Consider the following 19266-nt stretch of genomic DNA (forward strand, 5'->3'; position numbering starts at 1 on the left):
CCGGAGCCCCGGCCGGTGCGTGGAGCACCGGCCGGGGCTCCCGGCCGTTCTGGGTGCGGGCACGGGGGGTGTGCGAGACGATGGGGCCGTCCGGGTCCCGGCCCCCTGGAGGTGGCAGTGCGGACGTCGCTGCGCATACCCGCGCTGTCGCGCCCGCCCCTGGTGTCGGCCCTCGCGCTGACGGTGGGGGCCCTGTGGTGGTGGGCCGTGCTGCGGCTGGTGCTGGCGCCCGCGGAGTCGGGGCCCGTGGAGGGCGCGGTGGCGGTGGGCGGCTGGGGGCTGGGGCTGCTGCCGGTCCACTGCGTGCCGGCACCCCTGCGCAGGGCCCGGCGGCGGGCCGGCCGGGACGCCCGGGGCGGCGGCGACGGGGATCCCGGGAGTGGCGGATGCGGGGCGGCCGCAGCGGTGGGCGCGGCTACCACGGCATCGACACCCCGCCGTTCGGACGCAGGATCTGGCCCGTCATGAAGGACGAGGCGTCCGAGGCGAGGTAGAGCACCGCCTGGGCGATGTCCTGCGGCTCGCCGACCCGGCGCAGCGGGGACATGCGGATCATGGCCGCCTCGGTCTGCTCCTGGGCCTCGGGGCTGTGGCGGCCCGTCATCGGCGTGCGGATCCAGCCGGGGGCGACGGCGTTGACCCGTATGCCGTGCGGGCCGGTCTCGGTGGCGAGGGTCTTCGTGAGCTGGACGACGGCGGCCTTGGCGGCGCTGTAGCAGAGCAGGCCGGGCTGTGCGGCGTCCACGGCGCCGGAGGCCATGGTGACGATCGATCCGGGGCGCCCCGCCGCGATCATGGAGCGGGCGGCCTCCTGGCAGGTGCGCAGGACCCCCTTGAAATTGACGTCCAGGACCCGGTCGAGGTCCTCGTCGGCCGTCTCCAGGACGCTGCTGGTGTGCATGATCCCGGCGATGGCGGCGGCGATGTCGAGCGGGCCCGCCGCACGGACGGCGGCCCGGACCGAGGCCCGGTCGGTGACGTCGAGGGGGTGGACGGTGGTCCCGGCGCCACCGGCTTCGGCGGCCAGCGCGGCCGTCTCGGCCAGACCTTCTTCGTCGCGGTCGGCGCAGTGCACGTGGGCGCCGGCCGTGGCGAGGAGCACTGCGGTGGCGCGGCCGATGCCGCTCGCGGCTCCGGTGACCAGGGCGGTACGGCCGGTGAGGTCGTACGAGGCTGTGGGCCTGGGCAGGGTGGGCATGCGGGGACGGTACGACCGAATCTGACGGGTCGTCAATCACCGTGACCGGTCCCGCCCCCGGAGCCTTGGGGGGTGGGGCCGGGCTGGCAGTGGGGGCACCAGTAGGTGGGTCGGTCGTCCTGGGAGACCTTGCGGACGGGGGTGCCGCAGCGCAGGCAGGGCCGGTCGCGGCGGCCGTAGACGAAGAGCTCCTGGCCGGGCCGGTGGATGCCGGTGGTGTTGCGGTGGCCCGGCCGGTCGCCGGCGTTCGCCGCCAGCAGCCGGTGGGACGCTGCGGCCAGCCGCAGCAGCGTGGGCTCGGGAAGGCCGCCGACCGGCGTCCAGGGCGTGACCTGGGCGAGGAAGCAGAGCTCGCACATGTAGACGTTGCCGATGCCGGCGAGGTTGCGCTGGTCGAGCAGGGCCTCGCCGAGGGGGCGCTCGGGGGAGGCGAGGAGGTTGGCGGCGGCGCGGGCGGGGTCCCAGTCCGGCCCGAGGATGTCGGGGCCGAGGTGGCCGACCACGCGGTCCTCCTCGGCGGTGCGGATCAGCTCCAGGACGGGCAGGCGGTAGCCGACGGCCGTGTGCCCGGCCGTGCCCAGGACGGCGCGGATCTCGTAGTCCGGGCCGCCGCGCCACTTCTGGCCGGCGGTGAAGACGTGCCAGGCGCCGTCCATGCGCAGGTGGCTGTGCAGGGTGAGGCCGCCCTCGAAGCGGGCGAGGAGGTGCTTGCCGCGCGGGGTGACGTCGAGGGTGACGCGGCCGGTGAGGTCCGCGGTGGCGAAGCGGGGGACGCGCAGGTCGCTGCGGGTCAGTTCACGGCCTGCCAGGACCGCGTGCAGGCGGGTCGCCGCGCGCCGGATGCTGTCGCCTTCGGGCATGCCCCCATTGTGGCCCGGGGACGCCCGCCGCGGGCGGCGCCCCCACGGGCCGCGAGGGCGGAAGGGGCGGGGGTCGGGAGTGGCCGGGGGCGGGCAGTGCGGTGGAAGGCATCCGGGGAAAGGCGCGAGCCCCTGCGCCGGAGTGCGGCCGCAGGGGCTCGGTGGATCATGAAGGGGCCGGAGGGGCCGGAAGGGCCGGAGGGGCCGGAAGGGCCATCGAGGGGCCGGAGGGGCCCACTCGTCACTTCCAGACGAGGCCCTTGTTCGGGTAGTTGTAGGGGTTGCCCCAGTACTCGGCGGCGGTGACCTTCGTCTGGGCGGACGGGGCGAGGGCCAGCGCGCAGCTGGTCTGCGTCCGGCCGTTGGTGAAGCCCTTCGGCAGCGACTCGTTCGCGCACTTCTCGAACTTGCCGATGACCGACACGCGCTGCGCTTCGGTGCCGTCCCCGAGGAGGCCCTTGATCTGGGTGACGGAGGAGTACGACAGGTCCGTGGTGCCGGTGTTCTTGACCGAGTAGCGGATGTAGTAGGGGATCATCCCCTTCACCTTGTCGCCGAGCTTGAGGGGCTCCAGGTCCGCGGGGTCGCCCTGCTCGATCGCGGTGACCGTGAGGGCGATCTGGCCGCCCTTGTTGTTCCCGTAGCTGAACGGCATCTCCGCCGCCTCGCCGATCTTGAAGGTCTGGCCGGACTTCGCCGTGCCGTTCGCCCCGGCGGGGGCCTCGCTGCCGCCGGTGGTGGCGCTGGGGCTGCCCGCTTCGGACGGGGCGGTGGCCGAGGGGGACGCGGCGCCGGCCGAGGCGGACTCGCTCGGCGGCGCGGGGGCCAGCTCCTCGTTGCCGTTCTTGCAGCCCGTCAGGGCCAGGGCTCCGGCGACCGCCAGGCCGACCGCGCCGAGGGTGGTGGTACGCATGCTGGTAGTGCTCACTCTTCTACTCCCCCATGACTGTGCATCGCCCGTGCAATGCCTGTGATCATCTTGATAAAGGATGAATAAGCGCCTGTGCCAGCTCAGAGGCGGTCGGCGACAGTCCTGTGACATGTCCAGGACGTGGGCGGAACAGTCGGGACCGTTTGCGGTGGTCATGCCGGTGGTCATGCCGGTGGTCATGGACGCAGGCGCAAACCTCTCGGGGTGGCATGGAAACCGGCCTCCTCCAGGGCCCGGCCCGTGGGGGAGGTCAGCGCGGCCGCGGCGTTGATCCGCTCCACCGTCAGCGCCGGCAGGGTGCCCGCCCGGCACCCGGCGGCCAGGGCGCCGACCGCCGCCGTCAGCCGGGGGTCCTCCGGGCCGGGCCAGGCCAGCAGGGTCTTGCCGCCGCGCTCCAGGTACAAGGTGAGCTCCCCGTCCACCAGGACCACCAGGGAGCCCGCCTTGCGGCCGGGCTTGTGGGTGGCGCCGGCCGGGGGCTCCGGCCAGGGCAGAGCCGCCCCGTACGCGTTCGCCGGGTCGGCGGCGGCCAGCACCACCGCCGCGAGCGGGGGCGGTGTCCGCTCCGCGGCCCGGAGCCGGTCCACCGCGCCGTCCATCGCGAACTGCGCCGCGCCCAGTCCCTCGACCACATAGCCCCGACGGGCCTGGCCGCTGTCCTCGAAGGCCGACAGGACGCGGTAGACCGCGCTGAAGCCGCCCTCCACGCCCTCCGCGGCGACCGCACCCCGCGTCACCACCCCGTGCCGGTCCAGCAGGGTACGGGCCAGGGCGTGGGCGCGGTGGGTCGCGTCGGGCGCCGGGGACGGCAGCAGCGACCAGCGGCCGGAGACTGTGGGCGGGCCCGTGCGGGACGCGGTCGCGCTCAGCGTGCCGTACCGGCCGCGCGGGACGGTGCGGCGGGCACGGTGGGCCGTGGAGCCCGCGGTGCGGCCCGAGCCGAGCAGCGAGCGCAGCGGGGCGAGCGTGTCGTTGGTGAGCCGGCCCGACCACGCCAGGTCCCACACGGCCTCGGACAGGGCGAGGTCCGACACCTCGGGGAACTCGGCGCGCACCGCCTGCGCGATCTGCCGGAAGAACAGGCCGTACCCGCCGGAGAGCGCCGTCAGGACCGCCTGTTGCAGCGGGCTCGGCTCCAGGGGGTGCGGCGGCGGCAGGAGCAGCGGGGCGGCGTCCGCCAGGTAGAGCGACACCCAGCCGTCCTTGCCCGGGAGGGCCCCGGCCCCCGCCCAGACCACCTCACCGGTGGTCGTCAGCTCGTCCAACAGCCCGGGGGAGTAGTCCGCCACCCGCGACGGCAGGATCAGCCGCTCCAGCGCCGACGCCGGCACCGGCGCGCCCTGGAGCTGCTCGACCGCCCGGGCCAGGCCGTCGAGGCCGCGCAGGGCCCCGCCCAGGTGCTGCCACTGGGGCAGGAAGGTGGCCAGCGACGTCGGCGGGACCGGTTCCAGCTCCTGGCGGAGCGCGGCGAGCGAGCGGCGGCGGAGCCTGCGCAGCACCGTCGCGTCACACCACTCCTGGCCGATGCCCGCCGGGTGGAACTCTCCCTGCACCACGCGCCCCGCCGCCGCGAGACGGTTCAGGGCGCCCTCGGTCACCGCCGCGCCCAGGCCGAAGGCGGCGGCCACGGCGGCCGTCGTGAACGGCCCGTGGGTGCGGGCGTAGCGGGCCAGCAGGTCTCCGAGGGGGTCCTTGACCGGCTCGGTGAACGCCTCCGGGACACCGACGGGCAGCGCGGTGCCCAACGCGTCCCGCAGCCGGCCCGCGTCCTCGACCGCCGCCCAGTGGTCCGCGCCCGCGATCCGGACCCGGATGGCGCGGCGGGCGGCGGCGAGCTCGCTGGCCCAGGCCGGATCCGCCCCGCGGGCCGTCAGCTGGTCCTGCGTCAGCGGACCCAGCAGCCGCAGCAGGTCGGCCACCGACTCGGCGTCCTTGGCCCGCCGGTCCTCGGTGAGCCACTGCAGCTCCCGCTCCAACTCCTCCAGCACCTGCGCGTCGAGGAGCTCGCGCAGCTCCGCCTGGCCGAGCAGCTCGGCCAGCAGCCGCGAGTCCAGCGACAGCGCCGCCGCCCTGCGCTCGGCCAGCGGGGAGTCGCCCTCGTAGAGGAACTGGGCGACGTACCCGAAGAGGAGGGAACGGGCGAAGGGGGACGGCTCGGGGGTGGTGACCTCGACCAGCCGGACGCGGCGCGCCTCGATGTCACCCATCAGCTCGGTCAGGCCCGGCACGTCGAAGACGTCCTGGAGGCATTCGCGCACGGCTTCGAGCACGATCGGGAAGGAACCGAACTCCGACGCCACCTGGAGCAGTTGCGAGGCCCGCTGGCGCTGCTGCCACAGCGGGGTCCGGCGGCCCGGGCTGCGGCGCGGCAGCAGCAGGGCACGGGCCGCGCACTCGCGGAAGCGGGAGGCGAACAGCGCGGAGCCGCCCACCTGGTCGGTGACGATCTGGTTGACATCGCCGTGGTCGAAGGCGACGTCGGCCGCGCCCAGCGGCGCCTGCTCGTCGTCGAACTCGAAGGCCGGCGGGCCCGCCGGGTCGTGGTCCAAGAGGTCCATGGACAGCAGGTCCGCGTCCGGGAGGCGGAGCACGATGCCGTCGTCGGCATGCATCACCTGAGCGTCCATGCCGTACTTCTCGGCGAGGCGGGAGCTCAGCGCCAGCGCCCACGGGGCGTGCACCTGCGCGCCGAACGGCGAATGGACCACGACCCGCCAGTCGCCCAGCTCGTCGCGGAACCGCTCCACCACGATCGTCCGGTCGTCCGGGACGTGGCCGCAGGCCTCGCGCTGCTCGGCGAGGTAGGCCAGCACGTTCTCCGCGGCCCAGGCATCCAGGCCGGCCGCCACCAGCCGCAGCCGGGCGTCCTCCTCGGAGAGGGCGCCGAGCTCGCGCAGGAACGCGCCGACCGCGCGCCCCAGTTCCAGCGGGCGGCCGAGCTGGTCGCCCTTCCAGAACGGCAGCCGGCCCGGCACTCCGGGGGCCGGTGTGACCAGGACCCGGTCGCGGGTGATGTCCTCGATGCGCCACGAGGTGGTGCCCAGCGTGAAGACGTCCCCGACACGGGACTCGTAGACCATCTCCTCGTCGAGCTCGCCGACCCGCCCGCCGCCCTTCTTCGGGTCCGAGCCGGCCAGGAAGACCCCGAACAGCCCGCGGTCCGGGATGGTGCCGCCCGAGGTGACCGCGAGGCGCTGGGCCCCCGGCCGGCCGGTGACCGTCCCCGCCACCCGGTCCCAGACCACGCGCGGCCGCAGCTCGGCGAAGGCGTCCGACGGATAGCGGCCGGCCAGCATGTCGAGCACCGCCGTGAACGCCGACTCCGGGAGCGCCGCGAACGGTGCCGCCCGCCGCACCAGCGCCAGCAGGTCGTCCAGCTGCCAGGTGTCCATCGCGACCATCGCGACCAGCTGCTGCGCCAGCACGTCGAGGGGATTGGAGGGGATGCGCAGGGACTCGATCGCCCCCGTGCGCATCCGCTCGGTGACCACGGCCGCCTGGACCAGGTCGCCCCGGTACTTGGGGAAGACCACCCCCGTCGAGACCGCGCCCACCTGGTGCCCGGCCCGGCCCACCCGCTGCAGCCCGGACGCCACCGAGGGCGGGGACTCCACCTGCACCACCAGGTCCACCGCGCCCATGTCGATGCCCAGCTCCAGACTGGAGGTGGCGACCACCGCCGGCAGCCGGCCCGCCTTCAGATCCTCCTCCACCAGCGCCCGCTGCTCCTTGGACACCGAGCCGTGGTGCGCCCTCGCCAGCAGCGGCGGGGCGCCCTGGGCCGCACCCGACTGGGCCATGACCTCGGCCGGCGAGGAGTGCTCGGGCAGCTTCTCGCCGACGGCGCGCTCGTACGCGATCTCGTTGAGCCGGTTGCACAGCCGCTCGGCGAGGCGGCGGGAGTTGGCGAACACGATCGTCGAGCGGTGCGCCTGCACCAGGTCCGCGATCCGCTCCTCCACATGCGGCCAGATCGACGGCCTGTCCCCGCCCTCCCGGCCGTCCGTCGCGGGGGAGCCGCCCAACTCGCCCATGTCCTGCACCGGGACGACCACCGACAGGTCGAACTCCTTCGCCGACGGCGGCTGGACGATCTCCACCTTGCCGCGCGGTGCGAGGTACCGGGCCACCTCGTCCACCGGGCGGACCGTCGCCGACAGCCCGATCCGGCGCGCCGGGCGCGGCAGCAACTCGTCCAGCCGCTCCAGGGATACGGCGAGGTGCGCGCCGCGCTTGGTGCCGGCGACCGCGTGCACCTCGTCCACGATCACCGTCTCGATCCCGGTCAGCGCCTCGCGCGCCGCCGAGGTCAGCATCAGGAACAGCGACTCGGGCGTGGTGATGAGGATGTCCGGCGGCCGCGTCGCCAGCGCCCGCCGCTCCGCCGCCGGGGTGTCGCCGGAACGGATCCCCACCCGGATGTCCGGCTCCGGCAGCCCGAGGCGGACGGACTCCTGCCGGATCCCGGTCAGCGGGCTGCGCAGATTGCGCTCGACGTCGACGGCAAGGGCCTTCAGCGGCGACACGTACAGGACCCGGCAGCGCTTCCTGGACTCGGCGGGCGGCGGGGTCGAGGCGAGCCGGTCCAGGGCGGCGAGGAACGCCGCCAGCGTCTTCCCGGACCCGGTGGGCGCCACCACCAGCACGTCCGAACCCTCCCCGATGGCCCGCCAGGCCCCCTCCTGCGCGCTCGTGGGCGCGACGAAAGCCCCCGTGAACCACGAGCGGGTCGCGGGGGAGAACGAGTCGAGCGCAGCGCCTGCCATGCCCCCATCGTGCACCCCGCCACTGACAACGCCCCGGACCTGGGCAAACGCGCGTCGGCGCGAGGGCGCAGAATGGGGGGATGGGCACGGAGGACGGCCACCGGGAGTGGGCACGGCACTGGCAGTACCCGGAGCTTCCCGGGCTGGACCTGCTGCGCGCCCGCTACGTACGCCACACCTTCCCGCGCCACGCGCACGACGGGTACGTCATCGCGGCCGTCACCGGCGGCATCGAGGAGGTCGGCCTCCCCGGCCACGTCGTGCGTGCCGGACCGGGCAGCGTGGTCCTGATCAACCCCGAGGTGCCCCACACGGCGCGCGCCGGGGCCCCCGAGGGCTGGTCGTACGCCACCCTCTACCCCTCCGGCGCGCTGATCGCCGAGGTCGCCGCCGAGGTCGGCACCCTGCGCGGCACCCCCGGATTCACCGCCGACATCGTCGCCGACCCGCAGGCCTCGCACACGATCACCGAGGTGCACCGGGCCGCCGAGGCCGGGAACGCGCTGGCCGCCGACACCCTCCTGCGCGGTGTGGTCGCCCGGATGCTGACCCGGTACGCCGGACCGCTCCCGGCCCGTACGGTCCGCGGCACCGCAGGCGCCGAAGCGGCCGCGGCCAGGGCCGTACTGGAGGAGCGCCTCGCCGACCCGCCGTCCCTGGAGCAGCTCGCCGCGGAGCTGGGCACGAGCCCCTTCGCCCTGCTGCGGGCCTTCCGCGAGCGGTACGGGATGCCGCCGCACACCTGGCTGACCGACGCCAGGGTCCGGCGGGCGCGCCGACTGCTCGACGCGGGCACCCCGCCGGCGGAGGCGGCCCTCGCCGTCGGCTTCACGGACCAGCCCCACCTCAACCGGCACTTCACCCGCATCGTGGGGGTCCCGCCGGGCGCGTACCGGCGGGCGCGGGCACTCTAGGCAGCCGATCCCGGACACCGGGGGAGTGCGGGCGCGCTGCGACGAGCAGGTGCGCGGCCGGCCGGCCGGGTCCCCGTGTCCCCGCCGCCCGGCGCGGTGATCGAGGCTGCTAGGCGAGCCGTGCGGCGGCGGGACCGACGCCGCTCGCGCGCAAGAACGTACAAGACCCGCACGGCGGGCCCCGCGTACGTTCGGGGCGTGGGAGACAAGCAGCTGGTCACAGCGCCAGAGATACGTGAGGCAGCGGCGCCCGACGGGCGGCCGCGGGCCGCGGTCGTACGGGACGCGCTCGGGGTCGGCATCGCCGTCGGCCTGTCCGGATTCGCCTTCGGGGTGACCGCGGCCGGAGCCGGCATCAGCGCCCTCCAGGCGTGTGTGCTGAGCCTGCTCGTGTTCACCGGGGCCTCGCAGTTCGCCCTGGTCGGGGCGCTGGCCGCGGGCGGGAATCCGTTCACCGCGGCCGCCGGGGCGTTCTTCCTCGGCACCCGGAACGCCTTCTACGGGCTGCGGCTGTCGGAGCTGCTCCGGCTGCCGCACGCCGTACGGCCGCTGGCCGCGCACTGGGTGATCGACGAGACCACCGCCGTGGCGCTGGCCCAGCCCGACCGGAAGTCGGCCCGGCTCGGCTTCACCGTCACCGGGCTCACCCTCTACGTGCTGTGGAACCTCACCACCCTGCTCGGCGCGCTCGGGGCCGAGGCCATCGGCGACACCCGGGCCTGGGGGCTGGACGCCGCCGGACCCGCGGTGTTCCTGGCCCTGCTCGCGCCGATGCTGAAGACGGCCACCGAGCGGGCGGTCGCGGCGCTCGCGCTGGTCCTCGGGCTGGGATTCCTGCCCGTGCTGCCCGCCGGGGTGCCCGTGCTGATCGCGGCCCTGGCCGCCCCCGCCGTGCTGTGGATGAAGGGACGCCGCTCGTGAACGTCTGGATCGCCATCGCGCTCACCGCCGTCGGCTGCTACGCCGTGAAGTACGCGGGGCTGCTCGTTCCCGCCGGCGCCCTGGAGCGGCCCCTGGTACGCCGCCTGGCCGCGCTGCTGCCGGTCGCCCTGCTCGCCGCGCTCACGGCCCAGCAGACCTTCAGCACAGGGTCCGCCCTCGTCGTCGACGCCCGCGCCGCCGGGCTGGCCGCCGCCGGGCTCGCGCTGCTGCTGCGGGCCCCGTTCCTGGTCGTGGTCGCGGCCGCCGTCGCCGTCACCGCCGGGGTCCGGGCCCTGGGCGGCTGACCTGCGCCGGCAGGCGCCCGTACGCCCGCAGGGTCAGCAGGGCCTCCAGCGTCGCGATCGGCCGCCGCTCCAGGGAGCTGCCCGGCGCCCAGGCCACGCGGCGGACCGGCCAGCCGCCGTCCTGCTGCTGCGCGGCGGCCAGGAAGTCCAGCGAGCGGCGCATCTCCTCGTCCGTGAACCAGCCGCGGGCCAGCGACTCGGGCCGCCGCGCGAAGTCGTGGGGGAACAGCTGCTCGCCCGGTGCGTAGCCGGGAGCCGGCGGGAACTCCGCCCGCCGTCGGGGATCGAGCACGGCGAGGCGCTGCTCGCGCACGAGCCGTCCCAGCCGGTCCGCGGCGGTCGCCGCGCGCGCCCGGTCGGGGACGCCGTCGAGGAAGGCCACGGCGCTCAGGACCTCGTAGGGATGCGTGCGGTGCAGGTGCTCGACCCGGTCCCAGCAGAAGTCCGTGGCCCGGAACAGCCAGGCGTGCCAGACGCGGTTGCGGTGCAGCAGGCCGACGACCGGGCCGGTGGTCAGCAGCTCGCCCGGCGGGTCGTCGCACACCGGGTGGTACGGCGCCGCGGGGTAGTCGTGCGGGGCCGGGAAGACCACCGGAAGCGCGCCCTCCGCGGTGGAGACCGCGGTCAGGTGGCGGCAGAGCCGCTCGATGCGCTGACCCGCGCAGCGGCCCAGGCTGTCCAGCACCCGCAGCGCGTGCGCGGTGTGCAGGGGCTGGCTCAGCGGGCCGCGCAGATCCGGATCGAGGGCGTGGCCGTAGCCGCCGTCGGGGTTGAGGTACGAACCGAGGGCGGTGTCGACCGGGTCGGCCTCCCCGCCGAGGAAGTGGAACGCGAACCGCCGCTGTTCCAGCACACGGGCCGTGAGCCACATGAACCGCTCGGCGCGTGCCAGAGCGGGCTGCGCATCCGACGGGGGCGGCGGGTCCGACGGGTCCGACGGGTCCGACGGGGGCAGCGGCGCCTGCGGGGAGCGCGGGGGGCGGAGGCCCTGCGGCGATCGCGGTTGCGGGCTCTGCGGGGAAGCTTCGTCTCCGGGCATGCGTGCAACGTAGGACGCGGTGACGCGGGGGCGCGGGGTGAACGCCGCCGGTGCACTCTCCCGGGGCGGGATACTGAAGGCATGCGGTTGACGATTTTCTGGGAGCGGATGGCCGAGCACTTCGGCGCCGGCTATGCCGACTCCTTCGCGCGGGACCACGTCATGGCGGAGCTGGGCGGCCTGACCGTCCACCAGGCGCTGGAGGCCGGCTGGGAGGCCAAGGACGTGTGGCGCGCGGTGTGTTCGGCGATGGACGTGCCGGCCTCGCTGCGCTGACGCCCTCCGCCGGCCGGGAGCGCGGCCGGGCGGTGTTTTTCGCTGTACGGGCCGCCGGTGGGCCAGACTGGGCGGCGTGGGAGCCACCGAAGAGACGACCGACCAGCCCGCAGCCGTCCAGGGCGCGCTGCCTCCGCCCCGGGCGGCCGACCAGGACGCCGCCCCCGCCGCACCGGTCGCCTCAAGTCCGGAGCCGGAGCCGGGCGCGGCGGGCACGGGTCCGGCCTGGCCCGCCGATCCCGCATCGCCGCGGGGGCCCGTCGGCCCCGGCCGGCCGCCGACGGGCGCTCCGCCGGCCGGCGGCGGCGAGCGCATGCCGCCCTGGCTGCCGCGCGCGGTGCTCCTCGTCCTGGGCCTCGTCGCCTGCTTCCAGCTCGGCAGCTGGGCCTTCAGCCAGCTGATCGGGCTGCTCGTCAACATCCTGATCGCGTTCTTCCTCGCGCTCGCGATCGAACCCGCGGTCGCCAGGATGGCGGCGGGCGGGATACGCCGCGGGCTCGCCACCTTCCTGGTGTTCACGGCGGTGTTCGTCGTGTCCGTGGGGTTCCTCGCGGTGCTCGGCTCCCTGCTCGCCGGACAGATCGTGGCCATGGTGGAGGGCTTCCCGGGCTACCTCGACTCGGTGATCAACTTCATCAACTCCACCCTCCGCACCGATCTGTCCCGGCTGGAGATCCAGGAGAGCGTGCTGCGCTCCGACTGGCTGCGCAAGTACGTGCAGAACAGCGCGTCCGGCGTGCTCGACGTGTCCGCCACCGTGCTCGGCGGGCTCTTCAAGCTGCTGACGATCGGGCTGTTCTCCTTCTACTTCGCCGCCGACGGGCCGCGGCTGCGGCGCGCGCTGTGCTCCGTGCTGCCGCCCGCGAAGCAGGCCGAGGTGCTGCGCGCCTGGGAGATCGCCGTCGCCAAGACGGGCGGCTACCTCTACTCCCGCGGGCTCATGGCGCTGATCTCGGGTGTCGCCACCTACATCGTCCTGGCGGTCCTCGGGGTGCCGTACGCGCCCGCGCTCGCCGTGTGGGTGGGGCTGGTCTCGCAGTTCATCCCCACCATCGGCACCTATCTCGCGGGCGCGCTGCCGGTCCTGCTGGCCTTCACCGTCGATCCCTGGTACGCGCTGTACGTCCTCGGGTTCGTGGTGGTCTACCAGCAGTTCGAGAACTACGTGCTCCAGCCGAAGCTGACCTCGAAGACCGTCGACATCCATCCGGCGGTGGCCTTCGGATCGGTCATCGCGGGCACCGCCCTGCTGGGCGCGGTCGGGGCGCTGATCGCGATCCCGGCCGTCGCCACGCTGCAGGCCTTCCTCGGCGCGTACGTCAAGCGCTACGAGCTGACGCGGGACGCGGACTCCTCTACTTCCCGTCCGCGTCGCCGAGTACGGCTGCCAAGGCTTCGTTGACGGTCGCCTCCGCGGCGGCCTTGTCCAGGCCGAGATTGCTGAGCAGGCCCTCGCCGTTCTCCAGCTCCAGGAGCGCGAGCAGGATGTGCTCGGTGCCCACGAAGTCGTGGCCCAGGCGCAGGGACTCACGGAAGGTCAGCTCCAGCGCCTTCTTGGCCGAGGCGTCGAAGGGGACGAGGGCGGGGACCTCGTCCTGGGCCGGCGGGAGAGCGGCGGCCGCGGCCGCCCGTACGTCGTCCGGCGAGACCTCCTGGGCGCGCAGGACGAGCCCGGCGAGGCCGTCGGCCTCGGCCATCAGGCCCAGGACCAGGTGCTCGGTGCGGATCTCGGCGTTGCCGGCGGCGCGGGCCTCGTTCTGCGCCGTCACGACCGCGTTGCGGGCGCGGGGGGTGAAGCGGCCGAAGCCCGCGTTCGGGTCGAGGGCGCCGCTGCCCTCCTTGTCCGCCTTGGGGACGAAGCGCTTCTGGGCCGCCTGGCGGGTGACGCCCATGCTGCGGCCGATGTCGGTCCAGGAGGCGCCGGAGCGGCGGGCCTGGTCGACGAAGTGGCCGATGAGGTGGTCCGCGACGTCCCCGAGGGCCTCCGCGGCGACGACGGCGCCACTGAGCTGCTCCAGGGGATCGGTGTGGACCTTGTTGATGGCCTCGATCAGGTCGTCGAGGCGTACCGGATGGGTCATGCGAACGGGTTCCACCGAGGGGTTCGTCATGGATGCAACCCTAGGTTGACAGTCGGAAGGGTGTCAACCTTGGGTTGTCACTTGGCGGGGGCCCCCACGCCTCCGGTGCCATGCTGGGAACACGGACTCGGAGGCTTGTGATGGGTTTCTACGCCGAACGGATCCTTCCGCGGATCGTCGACCTCGCGTGCGGGGCGCGGGCGACCCTGCCGCTGAGGCGGCGCGTCTGCGCCGGCCTGGCCGGGGAGGTCGTCGAGATCGGTTTCGGTTCCGGCCACAACGTCCCCTTCTATCCGCCGGACGTCACCGGCGTGGCCGCGATCGAGCCTTCGGACCTGGGCTGGCGGCTCGCCGCCGACCGGGTACGGGCCTCGCCGGTCCCGGTGCGGCGGGCCGGTCCGGACGGCCGGTCGCTGCCCTTCGAGGACGGCACCTTCGACGCCGCCCTGTCCACGTGGACGCTGTGCACCATTCCGGATCCCGTGACGGCCCTGCGCGAGGTGCGGCGCGTACTCAAGCCCGGCGGCGTCCTCCACTTCGTCGAGCACGGCCTGGCGCCGGAGGGGGACCCGCGCGTGCGCCGTGTGCAGCGGCTGATCGAGCCGCTGCACACGCGGCTCTGCGGCGGGTGCCACCTCACCCGGCCGACCGTCGACCTGCTGACCGCCGCCGGCTTCACGGTCACCGAACTCGACGTGTTCTACCAGGAGGGCGCACCGAAGCCCTTCGCCGCGGACTCGCTCGGCGTCGCGCTCTCGCCCCCGCTCGGCGGGTGACGGCTCAGTAGGTGACGGTGATCCGCCGGGCCGGTCCGTCCACGCGGATCCGCCCGCCCACGGGCACCACGAGCTGCGGGTCGGTGTGGCCGAAGTCCACGTCGAAGACGGCCGTGGTGTCGGGGGCGTACTCCCTCAGCGCGCGCAGGACGGCCGCGCGCTGCTCCTCGCGGTACCGCTCCTTGCGACCGGCGTCGAACGGGTTCTCGAACGACCAGCTCTTCGCCCTGGCCATGAGCAGCGCGGGGAACTGGCGCAGCAGGCCGCGCTCGCCCATGTTCCGGAGCATCCGGTAGACCTCCTGCGCGCGCGGCATCTCCTCGGAGGTCTCCAGGAACAGAACGTTGCCGGCGTACGCCTCGGCGGGCAGCACCTCGCGGTCGGCCGCCATCATCCAGGCGAGGATCTCCAGGTTGCCGCCCCAGCCGGGGCCCTCGACCACGCGGTCGTCGTTGTGCCAGGTCCAGCCGTAGGAGCGTTCCATCGGCGGCTCGGACTCGAAGGTGCGCGGGTCCTCCCAGGGGAGGTTGACGTCCCCGTACTCGCCGGACCGGTCGAGCTCGTACGCGCCCGAGGTGAACAGCGCCGCCCGGAGCGAGTCGGCGGTGGCCGGGTGCATGGCGCCGGGCCGGCCGAGCTCGACCATCACCGAGGCGCCGTGGTAGCAGACGATGCCCAGGTTGCGCAGGAACAGCAGGAGGTTGGTGTTGTCGCTGTAGCCGATGAACGGCTTGGGGTTGGCGCGCAGGAGGTCGCCGTCGAGGTGGGGGAGGACGGTGATCTGGTCGTCGCCGCCGATGCTGGCGATCACCGCCTTGATGTCGGGGTCCGCGAAGGCGGCGTGGATGTCCGCGGCCCGCTCCTCGGGCGTCGCGCCCATCTTCCGGGTGGTCGGGTACTCCACGGGCTCCAGCGCGAAGTCCTCACGGAGTCTTCGCAGCCCCAGTTCGTAGGGGAGCGGGAAGATGCCGGGCAGGCCGGCCGAGGGGGACAGGACGGCGATCCGGTCCCCCGGGCGGGGCTTGGGCGGATACAGGAATTCGATCATAGGGCGATCGTATGAGCGCCGCGCGGGGGCGGCGCCGCATCGGCCGGTGCCGCGGGGCGCTCACGGCGGATCCGCGGCCAGCGGCGCGCGCAGGCGGACGGCGAGAGCGGCGATGTCGTCGTCGAGGCGGCCTCTGCTGTAGCGCAGGAGGTCGCGGTGGAGGGCCGTGAGCAGCTCGCGGGGCGGCGTGGGGGGCTGTCGGTCCATCCATGCGGCCAGCGGGAAGAACTCGCCGTCGCGGGCGCGGGCCTCGGCGATCCCGTCGGTGTAGAGAAGCAGCAGGTCGTCGGGGGCGAAGACGAAACTGTCGATGCTGTACTGATCGCCGATCAAGTCCGCGAGGCTGAGCAGCGGCGACGGGGCGGCCGACTCCAGGGTGCGCAGCCCGCCGCGGGTCAGGAGCAGTGGCGGGGGGTGTCCGCAGTTGAGGATGTCGATGCGTCTCCCCTCGTGCGGGATCTGCACGAGCAGGGCGGTGGCGAAGCGCTCCATCGGCCCCTCGGGTGGGAAGGCGGCGTTGTAGCGGGTGCTGCTGGCGTCCAGCCGGCGGGCGACCTCGACCAGGTCGGTCTCGCCGTAGGCGGCCTCCCGGAAGGCGTTGACGATGGCCGCGGCGGCCCCCACCGCGGGCAGGCCCTTGCCGCGTACGTCGCCGATGAGCATCCTGACCCCGTGCGGGGTGTCGACCACCTCGTAGAAGTCCCCGCCGATGCGGGCCTCCGCCGCGGCCGCGAGGTACAGCGATTCGATCTCGATCCTGCCCAGGACGCGCGGCATGGGGCTCAGGACGACCTGCTGGGCCGCGTCGGCGACGAGCCGCACCTGGAAGAGCGTGCGCTCCCGCTGGAGCCGTACGTGGCTGCCGTACGCGGCGGCCACCGTGACCGCGATGATCCCCGCGGCCGTCCACCACGTCCCGAGGTCGGGGAAGACGAGGCTGAGGCCGATCATCAGGATGAGGCAGACGGTCCCGAGCAGGACGGTGGGGAGCACCGGCCACATGGCGGCGGCGAGGGCCGGCGCCGCGGGCAGGAGCCGGCTGAAGGCCATCTCCGGCGGAGTGTTGTATGCCAGGCTGGCGATGACGATGGTCAGGATGACCGGCGACAGTCGCACAAGCCTTCCCGGGCCGGGGCGCCTACGAAGTCGCGGCCGTCCAGACTCGATCACACTTCATAGGATATCTACGTAATCGGGGCATAGCGCTCTGGGCGTGGCGAGCTTGACAGGGAAATCGAACATCCATTCTGATGAGTTATCCACAGCCGAACCGGTCGTGGAGGCGCATTGTCAGTGGCAGGCATTAGCGTCAATGGCGTGAAGCGATCGACTCAAGCAAACCGGGTGGAACCCATGGCAGGCACCGACCGCGAGAAGGCTCTCGACGCCGCGCTCGCACAGATTGAACGGCAATTCGGCAAGGGTGCGGTCATGCGCCTCGGCGACAAGCCGAACGACCCCATCGACGTCATCCCCACCGGGTCGACCGCGCTGGACATCGCCCTCGGTGTCGGCGGGCTGCCCCGCGGCCGCGTGGTCGAGGTGTACGGTCCGGAGTCCTCCGGTAAGACGACCCTGACCCTGCACGCCGTGGCCAACGCGCAGAAGGCCGGCGGCACCGTCGCCTTCGTGGACGCCGAGCACGCGCTCGACCCCGAGTACGCGAAGGCCCTCGGCGTCGACACCGACAACCTCATCCTGTCGCAGCCGGACACCGGTGAGCAGGCGCTTGAGATCGTGGACATGCTCGTCCGCTCCGGTGCCCTCGACCTGATCGTCATCGACTCCGTGGCGGCCCTCGTGCCGCGCGCCGAGATCGAGGGCGAGATGGGCGACTCGCACGTGGGTCTGCAGGCCCGTCTGATGAGCCAGGCGCTCCGGAAGATCACCGGTGCGCTCAACCAGTCGAAGACCACCGCGATCTTCATCAACCAGCTCCGCGAGAAGATCGGTGTGATGTTCGGCTCGCCGGAGACCACGACCGGTGGCCGCGCGCTGAAGTTCTACGCCTCGGTGCGCATCGACATCCGCCGCATCGAGACCCTGAAGGACGGCACGGAGGCGGTCGGCAACCGCACCCGCTGCAAGGTCGTGAAGAACAAGGTCGCGCCGCCCTTCAAGCAGGCCGAGTTCGACATCCTCTACGGCCAGGGCATCAGCCGCGAGGGCGGCCTGATCGACATGGGCGTGGAGCACGGCTTCATCCGCAAGGCCGGCGCCTGGTACACGTACGAGGGCGACCAGCTCGGCCAGGGCAAGGAGAACGCCCGCAACTTCCTCAAGGACAACCCGGATCTCGCGAACGAGATCGAGCGGAAGATCAAGGAGAAGCTGGGCGTGGGCGTCCGCAAGGACGGCGAGGGCGACACCACCGCTGCGGCTGCCGCTGCCGCGCCCGCCGATGCCGCGGCGGTGCCCGCGCCCGCGTCGAAGGCCAAGACGACGGCCAAGGCCGCCGTGGCCAAGAGCTGACCCATGCGCGAGCAGGAAGGGGGCGGCGGGAGCCGAGGAGGCCGGGAGGGCCGCCAGGAGCTGCCGCCCCAGAGCCCCGAGGAGCAGGCGCGGGCGATCTGCCTGCGCCTGCTCACGGGGAGCCCGCGCACCCGGCGCCAGCTCGCGGACGCCCTGCACAAGCGGGGCATCCCCGACGAGGTGTCGCAGGAGGTCCTCTCCCGGTACGAGGAGGTGGGCCTGATCGACGACGCGGCGTTCGCCGGGGCCTGGGTCGAGTCCCGCCACCGCGGCCGGGGCCTGGCCCGCCGGGCGCTCGCCCAGGAGCTGCGGACCAAGGGGGTGCACGCCACCCTTGTGGAGGAGGCCCTGGAGCAGCTGGACTCCGACCAGGAGGAGCAGACCGCCCGCGAGCTCGTGGAGCGCAAGCTCCGCTCCACCCGGGGCCTGGAGCGGGACAAGCGGATCCGGCGCCTGGCCGGGATGCTCGCCCGCAAGGGATACCCGGAGGGCATGGCGCTGAGAGTGGTCCGCCGCGCCCTGGAGGCCGAGGGCGAGGACGCCGACGACCTCGGGTATCCCGGGGAGTGAGGCGCAAGGACCCGGGGCGGGGAAGCCCCGGGGCCGGGACGCCGGGCGACTCCCCTGCCCGGGCAGTGCCGCGCAGCAGAGCCGACGCCATGGCCCCGGGGCGGTCAGTGGAGCGGCGCCGGTCCCGGCACGACGGGGAGGCCGGCCGACTTCCACGCCTGGAAGCCGCCGGTCAGGTCGGTCGCGCGGTGCAGTCCCAGGGCGTGCAGGGAGGCCGCGGCGAGACTGGACGCGTAGCCCTCGTTGCAGATCACCACCACCTGGAGGTCGTGGCCCGCGGCCTGGGGGGCGCGGTGGCTTCCCGTCGGGTCCAGACGCCATTCCAGCTCGTTGCGCTCGACCACCAGAGCACCCGGGATCAGCCCGTCCCGCTCCCGCAGGGCCTGGTAGCGGATGTCCACCAGGAGGGCCCCGGCCGATGAGGCCGCGTACGCCTCCTGCGCGTCGACGCGGGTGTATCCCGCCCGGACGCGCTCCAGCAGCCGGTCGATGCCGACCGGGCCGTTCGGGTCGTTCGGGCCGTTCGGGCCGTTCGGGCCGGCCTGGGCGCTCACTGCCAGTCCGCCGGACGCTCGACGTGTTCCAGGTGCAGCACGGGACCGCTGCGGCTGTACCGGCGGATCAGCGGAAGCGGCGGGTAGTAGGCGTGCACCGAGACCGCGTGCTCGTCCGGCGACTCGTTGAGGACCTCGTGCACGTGGTGACGCCCGAAGGCCCGCCCGCCGCCCGCCGCGAGCGTGCGGCTGCGGTCGACGCCGGGCGCGAGCTCCAGCGACCGCCAGCCCTCCGAGGGCAGCCGGACGGCCAGTGAGTGCTCGGTGAGCCGGCCGCGGGCGGTGGCGAACGCGCCGATGGATTCGGCGTGGTCGTGCCAGCCGGTCCCGGTGCCCGGCGGCCAGCCGATCAGCCAGGCCTCGCTGCCGCCTGGCCCGTCGAGGCGGATCCAGGTGCGGCCCTCGGGATCGAGCGGCAGCGAGGCCGTGATCTCGGGGTCCGCCGCGGTACGGAGGGCGAAGTCGAGGAGCTCGGTGGCCGTGGGGCCCCCGGCGTGCGCGGACGCAGGGGCGTACGCGGGTGCGGGTACAGACATGGAAGGTGACCGTTCCTGG

The 19266-nt window shown here is 74.1% G+C and carries 18 protein-coding genes; 8 read left to right on the forward strand and 10 right to left on the reverse strand.

Going from position 1 to position 19266, the window contains the following annotated elements; translation table 11 throughout:
- Positions 1-415 precede the first annotated feature (415 nt).
- The 4 genes from AVW11_RS27175 to AVW11_RS27190 form a co-directional block, all read right to left on the reverse strand.
- Positions 416-1198 (reverse strand): SDR family NAD(P)-dependent oxidoreductase, encoded by a 783-nt coding sequence (locus tag AVW11_RS27175; RefSeq protein WP_030853950.1) that lies wholly within the window; start codon positions 1196-1198, stop codon positions 416-418.
- Positions 1199-1230: 32 nt separating this feature from the next.
- Positions 1231-2058, reverse strand: coding sequence for an Fpg/Nei family DNA glycosylase (locus tag AVW11_RS27180; RefSeq protein WP_076046315.1), 828 nt, complete (start codon positions 2056-2058; stop codon positions 1231-1233).
- Between the two features lie 241 nt (positions 2059-2299).
- Positions 2300-2971, reverse strand: coding sequence for a hypothetical protein (locus AVW11_RS27185; RefSeq protein WP_030853956.1), 672 nt, complete (start codon positions 2969-2971; stop codon positions 2300-2302).
- A gap of 194 nt (positions 2972-3165) precedes the next feature.
- On the reverse strand, positions 3166-7755 hold the full coding sequence (locus tag AVW11_RS27190; protein WP_076046316.1) for an ATP-dependent helicase: 4590 nt from the start codon (positions 7753-7755) through the stop codon (positions 3166-3168).
- A gap of 80 nt (positions 7756-7835) precedes the next feature.
- On the opposite strand from AVW11_RS27190, the gene AVW11_RS27195 reads away from it, so the two are divergent.
- From AVW11_RS27195 to AVW11_RS27205, 3 genes are all read left to right on the forward strand, one after another.
- Positions 7836-8669 (forward strand): AraC family transcriptional regulator, encoded by an 834-nt coding sequence (locus AVW11_RS27195; RefSeq protein ID WP_030853962.1) that lies wholly within the window; start codon positions 7836-7838, stop codon positions 8667-8669.
- A gap of 198 nt (positions 8670-8867) precedes the next feature.
- Positions 8868-9590 (forward strand): AzlC family ABC transporter permease, encoded by a 723-nt coding sequence (locus tag AVW11_RS27200; protein ID WP_079250811.1) that lies wholly within the window; start codon positions 8868-8870, stop codon positions 9588-9590.
- Entirely contained in the window at positions 9587-9895 is a 309-nt protein-coding gene (locus AVW11_RS27205; RefSeq protein ID WP_030853968.1) for an AzlD domain-containing protein, read from the forward strand. The genes AVW11_RS27200 and AVW11_RS27205 overlap by 4 nt, the downstream gene beginning before the upstream one ends.
- Here the strand turns inward: AVW11_RS27205 and AVW11_RS27210 are convergent.
- Positions 9864-10766, reverse strand: a complete 903-nt coding sequence (locus AVW11_RS27210) for a hypothetical protein (RefSeq protein ID WP_240528276.1) — start codon at positions 10764-10766, stop codon at positions 9864-9866. The two genes, AVW11_RS27205 and AVW11_RS27210, sit on opposite strands and share 32 nt — an antisense overlap.
- Before the next feature lie 249 nt (positions 10767-11015).
- Here AVW11_RS27210 and AVW11_RS27215 point away from each other — a divergent pair, with 249 nt between their 5' ends.
- A complete protein-coding gene (locus tag AVW11_RS27215) occupies positions 11016-11210 on the forward strand; it encodes a DUF3046 domain-containing protein (RefSeq protein ID WP_030853974.1) in 195 nt (64 codons plus the stop codon).
- A gap of 313 nt (positions 11211-11523) precedes the next feature.
- On the forward strand, positions 11524-12612 hold the full coding sequence (locus tag AVW11_RS27220) for an AI-2E family transporter (protein ID WP_107423342.1): 1089 nt from the start codon (positions 11524-11526) through the stop codon (positions 12610-12612).
- Here the strand turns inward: AVW11_RS27220 and AVW11_RS27225 are convergent.
- Positions 12566-13321: a Clp protease N-terminal domain-containing protein gene (locus AVW11_RS27225; protein ID WP_030853980.1), complete on the reverse strand. Its 756-nt coding sequence runs from the start codon at positions 13319-13321 to the stop codon at positions 12566-12568. The genes AVW11_RS27220 and AVW11_RS27225 overlap by 47 nt on opposite strands.
- A gap of 110 nt (positions 13322-13431) precedes the next feature.
- On the opposite strand from AVW11_RS27225, the gene AVW11_RS27230 reads away from it, so the two are divergent.
- Positions 13432-14067, forward strand: a complete 636-nt coding sequence (locus AVW11_RS27230; protein WP_076046317.1) for a class I SAM-dependent methyltransferase — start codon at positions 13432-13434, stop codon at positions 14065-14067.
- Between the two features lie 4 nt (positions 14068-14071).
- Here AVW11_RS27230 and AVW11_RS27235 read toward each other — a convergent pair whose 3' ends face one another.
- Both AVW11_RS27235 and AVW11_RS27240 read right to left on the reverse strand, forming a co-directional pair.
- A complete protein-coding gene (locus AVW11_RS27235) occupies positions 14072-15115 on the reverse strand; it encodes a S66 family peptidase (protein WP_076046318.1) in 1044 nt (347 codons plus the stop codon).
- A gap of 60 nt (positions 15116-15175) precedes the next feature.
- On the reverse strand, positions 15176-16231 hold the full coding sequence (locus AVW11_RS27240; protein ID WP_030853988.1) for a PP2C family protein-serine/threonine phosphatase: 1056 nt from the start codon (positions 16229-16231) through the stop codon (positions 15176-15178).
- A gap of 237 nt (positions 16232-16468) precedes the next feature.
- Between AVW11_RS27240 and recA the strand changes: the two genes are divergently transcribed.
- Both recA and recX read left to right on the forward strand, forming a co-directional pair.
- Positions 16469-17587: a recombinase RecA gene (gene recA, locus AVW11_RS27245; RefSeq protein ID WP_030853991.1), complete on the forward strand. Its 1119-nt coding sequence runs from the start codon at positions 16469-16471 to the stop codon at positions 17585-17587.
- Positions 17588-17590: 3 nt separating this feature from the next.
- Positions 17591-18157: a recombination regulator RecX gene (gene recX / locus AVW11_RS27250; protein ID WP_051700707.1), complete on the forward strand. Its 567-nt coding sequence runs from the start codon at positions 17591-17593 to the stop codon at positions 18155-18157.
- A 104-nt stretch (positions 18158-18261) separates the two neighbouring features.
- Here the strand turns inward: recX and AVW11_RS27255 are convergent, their stop codons facing one another.
- Both AVW11_RS27255 and AVW11_RS27260 read right to left on the reverse strand, forming a co-directional pair.
- The gene (locus tag AVW11_RS27255) at positions 18262-18711 is read right to left on the reverse strand and encodes a rhodanese-like domain-containing protein (protein ID WP_076046319.1); all 450 of its coding nucleotides are present in this window, start codon (positions 18709-18711) and stop codon (positions 18262-18264) included.
- Entirely contained in the window at positions 18708-19247 is a 540-nt protein-coding gene (locus tag AVW11_RS27260; RefSeq protein WP_076046320.1) for a cupin domain-containing protein, read from the reverse strand. Before AVW11_RS27260 ends, AVW11_RS27255 begins: the two co-directional genes overlap by 4 nt.
- Positions 19248-19266 lie beyond the last annotated feature (19 nt).

The sequence above is a fragment of the Streptomyces amritsarensis genome (genome assembly GCF_001953875.1).
GTDB classification, from domain to species: Bacteria; Actinomycetota; Actinomycetes; order Streptomycetales; family Streptomycetaceae; genus Streptomyces; species Streptomyces amritsarensis.

Bases quoted from the DNA above. Each gene is read 5' to 3' on its own strand.
- AVW11_RS27190 (WP_076046316.1), bottom strand. From the start codon at position 7,755: ATGGCAGGCGCTGCGCTCGACTCGTTCTCCCCCGCGACCCGCTCGTGG.
- AVW11_RS27260 (WP_076046320.1), bottom strand. From the start codon at position 19,247: ATGTCTGTACCCGCACCCGCGTACGCCCCTGCGTCCGCGCACGCCGGG.
- AVW11_RS27185 (WP_030853956.1), bottom strand. From the start codon at position 2,971: ATGCGTACCACCACCCTCGGCGCGGTCGGCCTGGCGGTCGCCGGAGCC.
- AVW11_RS27195 (WP_030853962.1), top strand. From the start codon at position 7,836: ATGGGCACGGAGGACGGCCACCGGGAGTGGGCACGGCACTGGCAGTAC.
- recX (WP_051700707.1), top strand. From the start codon at position 17,591: ATGCGCGAGCAGGAAGGGGGCGGCGGGAGCCGAGGAGGCCGGGAGGGC.
- AVW11_RS27210 (WP_240528276.1), bottom strand. From the start codon at position 10,766: ATGTGGCTCACGGCCCGTGTGCTGGAACAGCGGCGGTTCGCGTTCCAC.
- AVW11_RS27225 (WP_030853980.1), bottom strand. From the start codon at position 13,321: ATGACGAACCCCTCGGTGGAACCCGTTCGCATGACCCATCCGGTACGC.
- AVW11_RS27235 (WP_076046318.1), bottom strand. From the start codon at position 15,115: ATGATCGAATTCCTGTATCCGCCCAAGCCCCGCCCGGGGGACCGGATC.
- AVW11_RS27215 (WP_030853974.1), top strand. From the start codon at position 11,016: ATGCGGTTGACGATTTTCTGGGAGCGGATGGCCGAGCACTTCGGCGCC.
- AVW11_RS27220 (WP_107423342.1), top strand. From the start codon at position 11,524: ATGCCGCCCTGGCTGCCGCGCGCGGTGCTCCTCGTCCTGGGCCTCGTC.
- AVW11_RS27175 (WP_030853950.1), bottom strand. From the start codon at position 1,198: ATGCCCACCCTGCCCAGGCCCACAGCCTCGTACGACCTCACCGGCCGT.
- AVW11_RS27180 (WP_076046315.1), bottom strand. From the start codon at position 2,058: ATGCCCGAAGGCGACAGCATCCGGCGCGCGGCGACCCGCCTGCACGCG.
- AVW11_RS27230 (WP_076046317.1), top strand. From the start codon at position 13,432: ATGGGTTTCTACGCCGAACGGATCCTTCCGCGGATCGTCGACCTCGCG.
- recA (WP_030853991.1), top strand. From the start codon at position 16,469: ATGGCAGGCACCGACCGCGAGAAGGCTCTCGACGCCGCGCTCGCACAG.